This window comes from Endozoicomonas sp. OPT23 (assembly GCF_009653635.1).
Taxonomy (GTDB): Bacteria; Pseudomonadota; Gammaproteobacteria; order Pseudomonadales; family Endozoicomonadaceae; genus Endozoicomonas_A.
In genome coordinates this window covers 118,939-132,468 of record NZ_PPFD01000007.1, presented here as the reverse complement: position 1 = coordinate 132,468, position 13,530 = coordinate 118,939, and the positions used below count along the sequence as shown (strand labels likewise).

Genomic DNA, 13,530 nt, shown 5'->3' with positions numbered 1-13,530 from the left:
CAGTTTGACAACAATTAATAATTTCATACTAACGGCATGGGCTGAATGCCCATTAATGGATGACTCTGATGTTTGCCGACACCATCACTAAATGTTCTAACACCGCTCGTCGTATCGTTGACCTTGCTGACAAGGATAAAGGTGCTTTCTGGATCAGCTCTGCCATGGCTGGCGCTTATGTAGGTCTGGGTATTATTCTGATCTTTACTCTCGGTAATGCCCTGATGGGTAGCCCGGTTAAAGGTCTGGTTATGGGCGCTACTTTCGGTATTGCCTTGACGCTGGTGATTATTGCCGGTGCCGAGTTGTTCACCGGACATACGATGTTTCTTACCTTTGGCGTGAAGAGTCGTGCAATTACCACGGGCGATATGTTGAAGGTGCTGCCACAGACCTGGCTGGGTAACCTGATCGGTTCCATCGCGGTCGCCGGTTTCTTTGCACTGGCCGGTGGTGGAAAACTGCTGGGCTTTGATTCCAGTCTCCTGCACAAGGTAGCTCTGGCTAAAGCCAGTGGTGCGCCAATGATTCTGTTCTGGAAAGCGGTGTTGTGTAACTGGCTGGTGTGTCTGGCCATCTGGATGGCTCAGAAGACCGAAGGTTCTGCCAAGTTTATTGCCATCTGGTGGTGTCTGCTGGCGTTTATCGCTTCCGGTTACGAACACTCCATCGCTAACATGACTGTATTTGCTTTGAGCTGGTTCGGTCAGCACAGCAATGAACTGACCATGGCCGGCATTGGTAACAACCTGCTATGGGTGTCTCTGGGTAACACATTCAGTGGTGTTGTTCTGATGGGACTGGGCTACTGGTACTCCACGCCAGCAGTGCAGCGTCCTGTTGTAACAGAGCAGGCTGAAGAAATGAAGCTGGCTCAGGCTTAATTACTTCTGATCTATTTCTCACCGTACAGCGCTTTGTTGTACGGTGAGTTTCCTTTCACAAGCCTCATAACCAACACTTCCTCTCCCGCTCGTACAAAAATCAATTTCTGATATAAAGCTAATTCGATATGGCAGGTCATTTTCCAGAGGCTATTAATTAATATCTAATCCCTGTGCAGGTAGATGCTGTCTATGTTCAGTCCGGTGAGAGCCTTGGGTGCCTGTCTGTTAATGTTCTGTAGCCTGATTTTTTCTGGCTTATTACTTGCAGAATCGGGCGATAGTTCGGAAACGACTCAGGAGCAGCTATTGATTCTCTCTGAACAGTTGAATCAGGTTCTTCAAAACCTGCCGGATGCAAATAAAGCCCAGCAATACAGAAACGGTAATGTCATAAATGTTGAGCTTTGTTTCAACAGCAATCAACACCTGGGCATTATCGACAAATCGGTTACACCTGAAAGCTGCCTTGTTTATATCGATGATGCCGGGCTTAACAGGGATCCGGATTTTAACCGTACGGATAATCAAAGGATCAAGAGCCTTCTTGAGAGTCAGTCATTGCTCGAAGCAGGCAGTGTTGATAGCAACTGGTCAGTTTCAGAAGCTTCAGCCTGCTATATATTGAACAGTTTGAGAGGTAATCCAGTATTAAATATCTGCATTAAGAGAAAGTCTGTCGATTCAAATAACGGATATACTAACTCCCGAGATGAGTGGCCATACAGTTGGGAAGCCCCTTTTTTGATGACGGTATGTGGTGTCATTGCTGTAGCTGCATTAATCGCTATTCCTATAATCTGTTTTCTGAAACAGAGGTGTAAACCACTCTGATTTCTATGCCTTATATTTTTCCAAATAAAAAAAGCCCTCTGAATGAGAGGGCTTTATCAGCCGTACGCGTGCTTAGCTGATTGCTACAGGTACAGTGTTCTTTAGCATGTAAGCTAACGTCCCTTGTATCTGTTCAGCGCCTAGTCTCAGGAACTTGACCTGTTTAAGAGCTCCGTCTCTTTGGTGAACCAGCATAGAGTTAACATCTTCTAACCCTTTGACTTGAACTTTGAGAACATTATTGTCATCTTTCAGCCCGCCGATTTCATCATTAGCTTTCAGGAGTTTTTCCTTCCTCACATAGTTCTTGCTGTCAGCCCATCTCATGCATGGACGATTCAGAACCTGCTTTTGAATGAAGTTTCCACAGGTGCGAGCGATAGAGTTTCTGGCAAAATTCAGTGCCGAGATAGTTTTGCCTAAAAATTTACCGATCGTACTTGTCTTAAATGCTTCCAGCTTATTCTGGAACCACGTTGGTTGTGACGCTGCAATTGGTGTCGACATAGTAACCCCCTTTTGGTTTCCTTTTTGTGTGCCTGACTATCATTCACTTTCAAAGAGGAAGAATCACTAACAGTGCTGTAAGCAGCAATAACAGAGTGCTTTGTCAAAGTGTTTTAAGGGGGGCAGCCACGATTAATGGCTGTATATAAACCCGCCATACATGTATTTGGTAGCTTCAGCACCCAGTATCAACACCTTACTGCCTTGCTTGAGCTTACCGGAACGCACCAATCGATCAAAACTGACCCAGATAGCTGCAGAGCCCAGATTGCCCAGCCATTTGGCGTCATTCACTATTTTCGCCGGATCGATATCAAGGGCCTGTCCCAGCAGCTGGTCGATATGGCCGTTGGCCTGATGGGGAATGAAATAGTCAAAGTCATCGAGTTCAAACCCCATTTCCTGAACGGTTTCCAGTCCCTTCAGAAACAGCTCCGGGCCACTCTCCCTGACGGCCTTTGGGTCATGAATAAAGGCGGGCAGGCCTTTTTCACACCATGCCTGTTGTGACCCACCGCCCTGCAGATAAAACCCCGGTGCTTTATTGATACCGATATGACCGCTGAAACAGTGGCTGATGATGCTTCTTTCGGAACCGTCATCAGGTCCGACCAGCGCCGCGCCGGAACCGTCGCCCATCTGGACATAATTCACCAGCTGGTGGGTATCGATAAATTCCGGATTGATATCAAAGTACACCGAGCCGGTTTCGGTGCCGTTGAGAATGATTGGCTTGCCTTTCGGATTACTGTCCATCATTGCCTGTGCAATCTGCAGAGCATTGGCAAAACCGGTGCAGGCCTGGCGAAGCTCCATATAAGGGGCAGTCAACGGCATTCGTTCGGCTATCCATGCGGCACTGGAAGGCAACAAAGTATGGGGTGAAGAGGTGTGTGAAATTAAATAGCCAAGATCATCGGGCTGAAATTCTCCCAGCGCCTGTTTGATGGCTGTCACTGAAAGGTCCGGTGCATCTACCACGGGTTTCGATAAAGCTCGGTCCAGTCTTCGGGTAAGAAAGCGTTCTTCTATACCGAGGTGTTTGAGAATAATGCCTGCCTTTCTGGTCAGACGAGCACCGCAGCTTTGTTCAAGGTGGTTCAACAAGGTGTCATTATCGACGGCTTCACCGGGAAAGCTGGAACCTGTTCCCAGCAGTTTAAGGCGGCCTTTGGCAATATGAGCGGTCATGGGCTGATTTCCCTGTCGTACGTCTTGGTAGTGGATAGTTGTGTAATAAATGGCTTTGTAATAGACAGTTTTGTAATGCGTTGAAACAAAGCGTTGGCATCAATATCCAGAGCATGCAGGCTGGCGGTTTCAGTTTTCAATAACTCAACCAGCTGATTGTGAATGGATGGCGCTGTGCATTGAATCTGGTCACTGGCCAGAAACTGAGCGTGCTGTCTGGCAATAGCCACGTGTCTGGCCTCATCCCGCATGATGGCACTGAAGATTTCACTGATCGGGTGCTGATGGATAGCCTTGTTCAGTGCCGAAAGAATCAGGCAGACAGAGGCATCCAGCTGGCTGATTTGCCAGAAATGACTGGCCAGGCTGGTGGACTGACGATCAATCCGTGCATAAAAAAGGCGTGAGCGTTTACGAATACGATCAACATCGTCAGGCTGTGGAAGCAGTGATTGAAGCTTTTGTAGCACCTGTTCATGGACAAACTCATCAGCTTCAATCTGCATCAAAGCCTTATAACACTCTTCTTCACCCTTATTAGCCAGTCTGGCTGCTTCACGGTGAAAAACAAACATCGCAGACTGCTCACCGCAGAGCAACATAGGCACCAGCCGTGCCAGCGCTATTTGCTGTTGTTCACTGAGTGTTGAGATATCAGGAAAGTTTCGGTTCAGCAGATTCTGCAGCAGATGATTCTGATGGGGAATAAAGGCACTGTCAGGTAAGTCAAAGCAGTGTATCGGTTTTTTATGTTTGTGTGAGGATCTTACTGCTCCACCCTGCTGGCTGTTATCCGCCATGGAATATTCTCATTAAATCCAATTTAAAGTTATTTACGTATATTGATAACAAATGGATTCAAAAAGGCAAAGATGATGATTTTTCAGCATTCTATACGCAGGGCATTTGTCGTAGGTCTTCTTATGCTTTCGGGCTTTCTTATCAGTGGTTGTGCAGCCCGTTTGCAGGATAAACCTGTCTATCAGCAGTCAGGACTGGCACTGGAAGGCTATGATTCCGTTGCTTACTTTCGACAGGGAAGGGCAGTGATGGGTGCAAAACAGCACTCAACGCACTGGAAAAATGCGGATTGGTACTTTTCCTCTGCAGAAAATCTGAAACGTTTTCAGGCGGACCCTGAAAAATATGCGCCTCAATACGGTGGCTACTGTGCTTATGCCATGAGTTATGGTCTGGTTGTGAACAGTGATCCCGAGGCTTTCCATATCGACAATGGCCGTTTATATCTCAACTACAGCAAGTCAGTAAGAGCTAAATGGTTGAAGAATCATAAGCAATATATTTTCGAAGCGGATGCCAACTGGCAGGCCATTGAAGAAAAATAAATGTTTTTCGGAGCAAATTCGGTGAGAAAAACTTTTCCTCGGGGCATTTTTTTCATAGCTTTATAGAAGGGCTTCAGAACAGCTTCATTGAGAAGGATTTCATGAGCATAGCAATTGGTGACCAGTTACCGGACGTTAACATCTTTGAATACGTTGCTGAGGGTGATGAGACAGAAGGGATTAAGGTCTGGCGTCTTCCTGATCTGGTGTACAAAAAGAAAGTATTGATTGTTGGTTTGATCGGTGTGTTCACTCCGGTCTGTACCAACAGTCATATTCCAGGTTATGTGGAGGCTTATGATCACTTTCACAGGGCGGGTATTGACGAAATCTGGTGCATCTCGGTAAACGACCCTTTTGTGATGGCCGCTTTTGCCAGAGACACCGGCTGTGGTGATAAAATTCGTATGTTGAGTGATGGTTCTGGTGAGCTGGCTGATCATATGGGCATGACCCTTGATCTTTCCGACCGGGGAATGGGTGTTCGCTCTGACCGCTTTGCCATGATTGCTGATAACGGTCTGGTGGTTGACCTGCTTCGGGAAGACCCGGGCTGTTTTTGCTACACCGACGCTTCCACCATGCTGGAGCGTCTGGAAGGTGTGCTTCAGCAGAACTGATTGTTAGCGCACTCTACGGTTGAACCTGCTTAAAGATATGATCATAGTTGCTGACCAGTTCTTCCTGCTCGGCTTTTTCTTTCTCCATCGCCAGATCCGGTAACACCAGCTCGGAAACATCCAGCAGATTACTGACAATATTGCTCAACAAGTCCGGTGTTGAAGACTCCGCTGTCAGCCGGTAAGAGAGAATGATTCGCTCGGCAATAGAGTCCCAGCCGAGAATGCCACCACGGGTTTCCAGTCCATAGGCGTTCAGTTTCATGGCTGTTTCCAGTCGTTTTCGACGAATTTCGCCCCTGCCTATTTCACAAAGTTCAATAATAATAAACAGGTCATCGCAGTAAGCAGGCGCTTCCACAGTGACAGGCAGATTACTGTTATAGACAAAACTGCAGGTTCTACCGGTTTCGTCCAGAGCTTCTTCCGTTATACCGTTGTCCTGCATCCAGCTGTTCAGTAGTTCCAGTCCTGTCATGTTTGTCTCCATTTATTTCGTCTGAGGTTTTATCATCGATCAAAGACAGTGGTTCTTGTTCAGGATGGCTGAATTACGGTCTGAACATTCGTTTCTGATATTGACTGACACAGGCCAGTGTACGCCTTCTGCTCTCCGGCAAATTCTGGTTGTGCTGAAACCACTCTTTTTTCACGGCAGGTGGTTGAGAGATGCTCTTGCCAGATTGAGTTTTTTGATCAGGCTTCAGTTTTTCAACCAGCCACGCCGTACCTGCTTTTACTTTTTTGGCCAGCGTCGTCAATCCGACAACATGGGACAGCGTTGCCGCTGTTTGCCTGAGCTGTAAGCCCTTGAATTTAACCTTGTCCTGAAAAAGTACGTCCCTGAGTGTTTTGATCGCTACAGGCTCGGGGGCAAGCTGCAGTTTTTTGATGGTATTTTCGGTCAGACCAAAGGTACGAAGAAACTCGACACTTTCTTTTAATTCCTTGCCACTGGATTCCCGTAGCCGTTTTAGAAACGCTTTTTCCGCAATACCTATGTTGCTGTCGGCCATGGAAGTCAGCGCATCTTTGGATAATATCTGCTTTCCGGCCTGTTCTCTGGACTGGTTCAGTTTGCGATTGTGCCAGGCACTGAACAGCGATGAGCCGACACAGACCCCCGCACCTACTGCTCCGGTTGCAATATAGGCCGCAGGAGCGCCAATGCCGGTGGAGGTCAGTCCGATGGAGACAGCGGTGCCTGCGAGATTAACAGCGGTGTTGGCGAGGTTTTTTCGAGCATTAATACTTCGCTCCTGTTTGATATGTTTGGCCAGAGACGTCAGTAAAGGGTCTTTAGTCGCAGCCTTTGCTTTCGCCAGATTGTTCAAAGCGCTGATCTGGGAAGCGGTTTTAATGCCTGCGTTGATAGTACTGATAGCGGACAGTGCTATGCCCAGCCCCGGTAACATACGGGCTGTCACCTTGCAGGCAGAAACCACCAGACCCGAGTTGACCAGTTCGGCACCTTGTTGAGCAATACCTGCGACTTCAGTCAGCCTGTCCAGGGTGACCTGAGCAACGCTGCGAGCATTGTCCGAACGGGTGCCAGATAATAATTTTTTGGCTCTGTGAGTGTTTTCATCGTTATTGGTAGCAAATGATCGTGATTCCGGATCATAGCCACTTAATAACTGCTGTGTTGTTACCCTGCTGTGGTGTGAACGAGCATCCTTCACGACTTGCAGCAGGCTACTGCCAGCCGATTTGAAGAAGGTCAGGGCATCTATTACGACGCTGATGCCGACGAAGGCTTTCAGTGAGCGGTGGAAACCTTCGTTAGGAATCGAGTAGTGGCCGGTTTTTATCTCATGTCCCATGCAGGCCATTCTCATGCCCAGTAAGGCCAGTGACGATGCCTTCTGGGCACTGTAGTTAATCTGACCTGCAACAACACCGGCCTTTTCCAGTCGGCTACTGCCTTGCTTGAAGTGCAGCTGGTTGCTGCCAAAGATAACATGGTTGAGAAAGTTTCCGGCTTTACGTGCGGGTTCTGCCAGAGACAGGCCCTGTTTACCCTCCGGTTTTACCGGTGTGTGGTAATGCAGTGTTGCCTGTTGGCGTTGACTGGTTGCCAGGCCGGGATGATTCAGCTGGTCGTAGAAAACCTGACGGCGATTAAGTCGAGTAGCGCCAGCGATATCCATGTTGCTAAGCCCACTCCAGAGTTAACTGTTGGATAGCCCAGTCCAGAGACTTAATAAGTGAGTCAGGTTCCTCATTCAGTTTTAATGCTGCCTGAAAAGCAATCCCTGTACTGTGACGTACCAGTACAATGGCTGCGTCAATGCTGTCAGTAAGGGTCTTGAGACTGGTCACTGTATCCAGTTGCAGTAACAGTTCCTTTCCGGTTGAAGTCAGTGTCACTGGTGTCAGGTGTGGGGCAAGAGCCAGGGTGAAAAGATCGAATAGTTCCGCATTTTCTATATCTTTTATATCCATGGAGACAGAGATGTTAAGCAACAACTGTTGTCGGGTTTCCGGCTGTACAAATATTTCTGCGGATATTTTTCCTGCCAGCCTGAAGGCAATCCGGCTGGCAGGCTCGGATAAATAAACGGGTTTCAGTTTCAGTTTTTTTAGGTGATTAAAGACCACTGTCAGCTGAGGTGTGCTCATGCCGTCACCTCGGTGTACAGGTCCTCGGCGAGATAGTCAGCCATCAGTCTGGCGTCTGTTACAGAAGGCGCTGATTTACAGATTCTGGTGACCGTATTGATCAGGGGCAGGGCGAGCAACTGAACCTTGTCGTAGAAAACCTGAAAATGACAGAGGCTGTCCTTACTGTATAACTGGCTCTGGCGCAAAATCAGCTTTCGGCTATCGAGATCCAGAAGCAGGCTGAACTGGGGAATAACGGTTGAAAGCTGGTTAATAAAAGCCGCCAGTGCAGGAAGGCTTTCAATATCGCTGAGAGTGGTATCGATGACGGCAGTACAGGTGATAATCAGGCTCTGGCCATCGCTCACTCCTGAAGAGAGAGTACAGTAACAGGGCATGCTCATATGGGGGCGCAGTTGCAGCCGGGTACCCAGCACAATGCCATGATCGGTCTGACTGATAACCGAAGCCTTAAGACCCAGTTTTTTTAAACTGAGTCCAAGGTGTTTGCCGTGAAGAAGCAGTAGTCGCCTGGCATCCATGCCTGATCGCTATCCCTGAATCAATGCAGAAGTACAGCCACTGTCTATTTCTTATCCATTCCTAACTGTTCTACAAAAGCTATCGGACATCAAGTTGTAGACGACAGTGCAATGAATACTGACTGGCTGTTGTCTACTCCTTTATCGCAGCTTCAGAGCTGAGCAGGTGCATCAAACGTGCAGCCAGTTTTGCCGTACGTTGATCAATATCATGGTTGGGGTTGTACTCGGCAATATCCACCAGGCTGATCTTGCCACTGTTTCTGATCAGTTCGAGCAAAGGTTCGATGATCTCGATACCGACACCCCGTGAAGCCGGTGCGCTGACGCCGGGAGCCTGACTGGCTGGAAAAACATCGAGGTCGATGGTCAGGTAGATATGATCCATCTGATCGATATAGCAACCCAGCTCTTCTCTTATCTGTTCCATGCGTTCATAGGTCATCTCCCGGTCGGTGTGATAGATCACACCCAGATCATTGGCCCTTTTGAACAGAGCTTCGGTATTGCTGCAATCACTGACACCGAGACAGAAATAATGAAAGGGAATGCCTGTTTGCTGGCAGTGCTGGTGGATTTGCCAGAAAGGAGTGCCAGAGCTGGGACCCTGTTCCGGCTGACGAAGATCAAAGTGAGCATCAAAGTTAATAATGCCGATTTTAATATCGCGATTGTCGGTCACCGTTTTTGCCGCTGAATTGGCCAGTCCCAGAAAGCTGCCCCAGGCAATTTCATGACCACCACCCAGACCGGCAGGCAGGCAACCAGAGTCCAGTAACTCCGTGATTCTGTTGGCATAGTCTCTGTAAGCGGTTTCAAGATCCAGGCCAACGCAGTTGATATTGCCGGCATCCCAGGCCGGTTGTTTTCTGTTCCACGGTAAAGGGGCGAGTGCTTTTCGAATCAGGTTGGGAGATTTCGCTGCGCCAGGTCTGCCTTTATTGCGTCTGACGCCTTCATCAGATGCGAAGCCAATCAGCGCAACGCCACCTTGTGATGTATTTTCTGTGTAGGGTTGTACTTGTTGATGCCAGCGAAGAGCTAGTTCCTGATGTTCTTCCTGATCGACTCTTCCTTGCCAGAGGGTTTCTGCTTCCATGGGTAAATCACTTTTTATTATTTGACCATTTGCCATGACCAGTACCGGATTATTACCCGCCATATTGGCAGTCAGAGCACTTGGGTGAGAGACCGGCCAGAGCGCCAGTGAGGCTTTCATTCCGGTTTTGATCATCCCAAGCTGCTGTTGCATACCCAGAGCTTTTGCAGCGTTTCGTGTCACACCTGCCAGAGACTCTGAAGGCGTAAGGCCAAAGAGTGTACAGCCCATATTCATCATCAGTCGTAAAGATGCCAGAGGAGAAGTGCCAGGGTTTAAATCTGTGGCAAGAGCGATAGGCACTCCGGCTTTTTTCAGAGCATCAACAGGAGGCAGTTTTGTTTCCCTGAGATAGTAAAAAGCCCCCGGCAAAAGGGTGGCAACCGTGGCTCTGTTTTTCAGGGATGCTATGCCCTGTTCACTCAGGTATTCGAGGTGATCAACAGACAGGGCACTGTACGATGCTGCCAGTTCACTGCCGCCTGAATCAGACAGTTGTTCTGCATGCAGCTTAACGGCGAGTCCCAGCTCTCTGGCCTTACGGAATACTTTCTCTGTCTGTTCGAGATTGAAGGCAATCTTTTCGCAGAATACATCAACTGCATCGGCCAGCTTTTCCTTAGCAACTACGGGCAGCATCTGCTCACAGACCAGGTCGATATAGTCATCAGCCCTGTCTTTATAGTCAGGCGGCAGTGCGTGAGCGCCAAGGAAAGTACGTTGAATATCAACAGGGTATTGCTCAGCGAGCAGATCAATAGCTCGGAGAATCTTTAATTCGGATTCCAGATCAAGGCCGTAACCGGATTTAATTTCTACGGCCGTAACCCCTTCATTGATCAGTGCTTCCAGTCTGGGGCGAGCGAGCGAGACCAGTTCTTCAACACTGGCACTGTGAGTGGCTTTTACCGTTGAAAGAATACCGCCGCCCTGTTTGGCGATGGTTTCATAGCTGACGCCCTCCAGTCGTTGCTCAAACTCCTGAGAGCGGTCACCGGCATAAACAAGATGAGTATGGGGGTCGATCAAGCCCGGTGTCAGCCAGTAGTTATGACCATTCAGTCGTCTTTTAAACTGAAAGCTCTCAGGCAGATCCGTTTGCTTTCCTGTCCAGATAATCTCTCCCTGATCAACCACCACGGCACCATCGGTAATGACTCCGTAACGGTTGTCTTCCAGTTTCTGCTCCGGGTTCATGGTGGCCAGATGAACATTACTGATCAGCAGTTCATAACGAGGCTGAGCATGGCTGTCTTCTTTAGACGCTTCTTTTTTAAGTGCTGTAGATGTTGTCATGATGAGATCAACCCCGAGGTGTTGGGATTTTTTTAGTTAGATATTGATCTTTCTTTTAATTGTATATACAACTATATACATCTTGAGAATAACTACAAGAAGATCAGTAGGCTAGCTATAAAAGGTGATTTATAAACAATATGACCGTTCCAGTTTATAAACGTATCAAACAGCATATCTTCAGTCATATCGAACAGGGGCAGTGGCCTTCAGGCAGTCGTGTGCCTTCGGAAAATAAACTCTGTGAAGAGTTCTCTGTCAGCCGCATGACCGCACGAAAAGCACTGGAAGAACTGACTCGTGAAGGAGTGCTGGTACGCAGTCAGGGGCTGGGAACATTTGTTGCCGAAGCTAAACCACAGTCCTCTTTTCTGGAAGTCAGAAACATTGCTGATGAGATTCATGAGCGGGGCAATCAGCACAGTGCCCGTGTTGACATACTTGAAATAAGGCTGGCTGGAGCCGAACAGTCCCTGGCTCTGGAGGTGACCGAGAACTCGGAACTGTTCTATTCAGAAATCATTCATTTTGAAAATGGTCAGCCGGTTCAACGGGAAGAGCGTTATGTAAACCCGAGACAGGCACCGGATTATCTTGATCAGAATTTCACCCAAACGACACCGAATGCTTATTTAAATCGTGTTGCCAGCCTGACGGAAGCTACGCATGTGGTAGAAGCTGTTCTGCCTGATACCCGAATAGCCAGCTCTCTGGCAATAGCAACGAATCAACCTTGCCTGAAGATTACTCGACGCAGCTGGTGTCGTAAGGGTGTCGTTAGCATGGCCAGACTCTATCACCCGGGTGACCGTTACCGACTGGGCGGTCATCTGAGTTTCTAATATCTAAGCATCTAACATCTGACAGACAACGAATCGAATACTCAGTAAAAAAATAAATCGAAGAGGTAAACGATGACGACAGACAACCGGTTTGACCCTGAACGCATTATCCGTGCGCCAAGAGGTACCGAGCTGAACACCTGCAACTGGCAGGTGGAAGCACCGTTGCGCATGTTAATGAACAACCTTGACCCGGAAGTAGCCGAGCATCCGGCTGGTCTGGTGGTTTACGGTGGTATTGGCCGTGCAGCCAGAGACTGGGACTGTTATGACCAGATTGTCAGTACCTTGAAACGATTGAAAGAAGATGAAACCCTGCTGGTTCAGTCGGGCAAGCCTGTAGGGGTATTCAGAACCCATACTGCCGCACCCCGTGTACTGATCGCTAACTCCAATATTGTTCCCCACTGGGGGCACTGGGATCATTTCCATGAGCTGGATAAGAAAGGCCTGATGATGTACGGCCAGATGACAGCCGGGTCATGGATCTATATCGGTTCACAGGGGATTGTCCAAGGGACTTATGAAACCTTTGTCGCCATGGCCAGACAGCATTTCAATGGCGATGCTGCCGGGAAGTGGATTCTTACTGGTGGCCTGGGTGGTATGGGCGGCGCGCAACCACTGGCAGCGACCATGGCCGGTTTTTCGATGATCGCTTGTGAAGTGGATGAGAGTCGAATCGACTTCCGTTTGAAAACCCGTTATGTCGATAAAAAAGCGACAACGCTCGACCAGGCACTGGCGATGATTGAGCAGGCAGAGAAAGAGGGTAAGCCTGTCTCTGTCGGTCTGCTGGCCAATGCTGCTGATGTTTTCCCTGAACTGGTGAAACGTAATATCACGCCTGATGTAGTGACCGATCAGACCTCTGCCCATGATCCGTTAAATGGTTACCTGCCTTTGGGCTGGTCCATGGAGCAGGCCGCTGAACGACGCAAGACGGATGAAGCGGGTGTCGCCAAGGCGGCAAAACAGAGTATGGCTGTGCAGGTACAGGCGATGCTTGATCTGCAGAAAAACGGTGCGGCTACGGTCGACTATGGCAACAATATTCGCCAGATGGCTCAGGATGAGGGGGTTGAAAATGCCTTCGATTTTCCGGGCTTTGTACCTGCCTATATTCGCCCCCTGTTCTGCCAGGGCATCGGGCCATTCCGCTGGGCGGCACTGTCCGGTGATCCTGAAGATATCTACAAAACCGATCAGAAGGTTAAGGAACTGATTCCTGATGATCCACATCTTCATAACTGGTTGAATATGGCCAGAGAGCGCATCGAGTTTCAGGGTTTGCCCGCTCGTATCTGCTGGGTGGGTTTGAAAGACCGCGCTCGTCTCGCTCAGGCCTTTAATGAAATGGTTGCCAGTGGTGAACTGAAAGCGCCGGTGGTGATCGGTCGTGACCATCTTGATTCCGGCTCTGTCGCCAGTCCCAACCGTGAAACCGAAGGCATGATGGACGGCAGTGATGCGGTATCCGACTGGCCATTACTTAATGCCATGCTGAATACGGCTTCCGGCGCTACCTGGGTCAGTCTGCATCATGGCGGTGGTGTCGGCATTGGCTACAGTCAGCACGCAGGTGTCGTGATTGTTGCCGATGGCAGTGACGATGCTCAGGAAAAACTCGGACGGGTACTCTGGAATGACCCGGCTACCGGGGTTATGCGACACGCTGATGCGGGTTATGACATTGCCCGGGAGTGCGCCAGTGACAGTGGTCTCGATCTGCCAATGGTTAAGGGGAGCTGAGCTATGGGGAAAA

General features: G+C 48.9%; 14 protein-coding genes. 6 read left to right on the top strand and 8 right to left on the bottom strand.

Annotation, left to right across the window (positions count from 1 at the left end; genetic code table 11):
* The first annotated feature begins 68 nt into the window (after positions 1-68).
* Positions 69-884: a nitrite transporter NirC gene (nirC, locus tag EOPP23_RS17525; protein ID WP_153767305.1), complete on the top strand. Its 816-nt coding sequence runs from the start codon at positions 69-71 to the stop codon at positions 882-884.
* 192 nt (positions 885-1,076) lie between these two features.
* Positions 1,077-1,718 carry a hypothetical protein gene (locus EOPP23_RS17520; RefSeq protein WP_153767304.1) on the top strand — a complete coding sequence of 214 codons (642 nt, stop codon included), beginning with the start codon at positions 1,077-1,079 and terminating at the stop codon, positions 1,716-1,718.
* 72 nt (positions 1,719-1,790) lie between these two features.
* Here EOPP23_RS17520 and EOPP23_RS17515 read toward each other — a convergent pair whose 3' ends face one another.
* From EOPP23_RS17515 to EOPP23_RS17505, 3 genes are all read right to left on the bottom strand, one after another.
* Positions 1,791-2,225, bottom strand: a complete 435-nt coding sequence (locus tag EOPP23_RS17515) for a hypothetical protein (protein WP_153767303.1) — start codon at positions 2,223-2,225, stop codon at positions 1,791-1,793.
* A 132-nt stretch (positions 2,226-2,357) separates the two neighbouring features.
* A complete protein-coding gene (locus tag EOPP23_RS17510) occupies positions 2,358-3,416 on the bottom strand; it encodes a 3-oxoacyl-ACP synthase III family protein (RefSeq protein WP_153767302.1) in 1,059 nt (352 codons plus the stop codon).
* Positions 3,413-4,216 carry a hypothetical protein gene (locus EOPP23_RS17505; protein ID WP_153767301.1) on the bottom strand — a complete coding sequence of 268 codons (804 nt, stop codon included), beginning with the start codon at positions 4,214-4,216 and terminating at the stop codon, positions 3,413-3,415. Before EOPP23_RS17505 ends, EOPP23_RS17510 begins: the two co-directional genes overlap by 4 nt.
* 123 nt (positions 4,217-4,339) lie before the next feature.
* On the opposite strand from EOPP23_RS17505, the gene EOPP23_RS17500 reads away from it, so the two are divergent.
* Both EOPP23_RS17500 and EOPP23_RS17495 read left to right on the top strand, forming a co-directional pair.
* Positions 4,340-4,762: a YHS domain-containing (seleno)protein gene (locus EOPP23_RS17500; RefSeq protein WP_153767300.1), complete on the top strand. Its 423-nt coding sequence runs from the start codon at positions 4,340-4,342 to the stop codon at positions 4,760-4,762.
* A 101-nt stretch (positions 4,763-4,863) separates the two neighbouring features.
* Positions 4,864-5,382 (top strand): peroxiredoxin, encoded by a 519-nt coding sequence (locus EOPP23_RS17495; protein ID WP_153767299.1) that lies wholly within the window; start codon positions 4,864-4,866, stop codon positions 5,380-5,382.
* A 13-nt stretch (positions 5,383-5,395) separates the two neighbouring features.
* Here the strand turns inward: EOPP23_RS17495 and EOPP23_RS17490 are convergent, their stop codons facing one another.
* The 5 genes from EOPP23_RS17490 to hutI form a co-directional block, all read right to left on the bottom strand.
* Positions 5,396-5,860, bottom strand: a complete 465-nt coding sequence (locus EOPP23_RS17490; protein ID WP_194842664.1) for a CesT family type III secretion system chaperone — start codon at positions 5,858-5,860, stop codon at positions 5,396-5,398.
* Positions 5,861-5,933: 73 nt separating this feature from the next.
* Positions 5,934-7,532 (bottom strand): hypothetical protein, encoded by a 1,599-nt coding sequence (locus tag EOPP23_RS17485; protein WP_153767297.1) that lies wholly within the window; start codon positions 7,530-7,532, stop codon positions 5,934-5,936.
* A gap of 4 nt (positions 7,533-7,536) precedes the next feature.
* Entirely contained in the window at positions 7,537-8,004 is a 468-nt protein-coding gene (locus tag EOPP23_RS17480; RefSeq protein WP_153767296.1) for a hypothetical protein, read from the bottom strand.
* Positions 8,001-8,528: a hypothetical protein gene (locus tag EOPP23_RS17475; protein WP_153767295.1), complete on the bottom strand. Its 528-nt coding sequence runs from the start codon at positions 8,526-8,528 to the stop codon at positions 8,001-8,003. Before EOPP23_RS17475 ends, EOPP23_RS17480 begins: the two co-directional genes overlap by 4 nt.
* Positions 8,529-8,661: 133 nt before the next feature.
* A complete protein-coding gene (gene hutI, locus EOPP23_RS21365; protein ID WP_194842663.1) occupies positions 8,662-10,923 on the bottom strand; it encodes an imidazolonepropionase in 2,262 nt (753 codons plus the stop codon).
* 140 nt (positions 10,924-11,063) lie between these two features.
* Here hutI and hutC point away from each other — a divergent pair, with 140 nt between their 5' ends.
* A complete protein-coding gene (gene hutC / locus EOPP23_RS17465) occupies positions 11,064-11,765 on the top strand; it encodes a histidine utilization repressor (RefSeq protein ID WP_153767294.1) in 702 nt (233 codons plus the stop codon).
* Between the two features lie 72 nt (positions 11,766-11,837).
* A complete protein-coding gene (gene hutU / locus EOPP23_RS17460) occupies positions 11,838-13,517 on the top strand; it encodes a urocanate hydratase (protein ID WP_153767293.1) in 1,680 nt (559 codons plus the stop codon).
* The last annotated feature ends 13 nt before the right edge of the window (positions 13,518-13,530 follow it).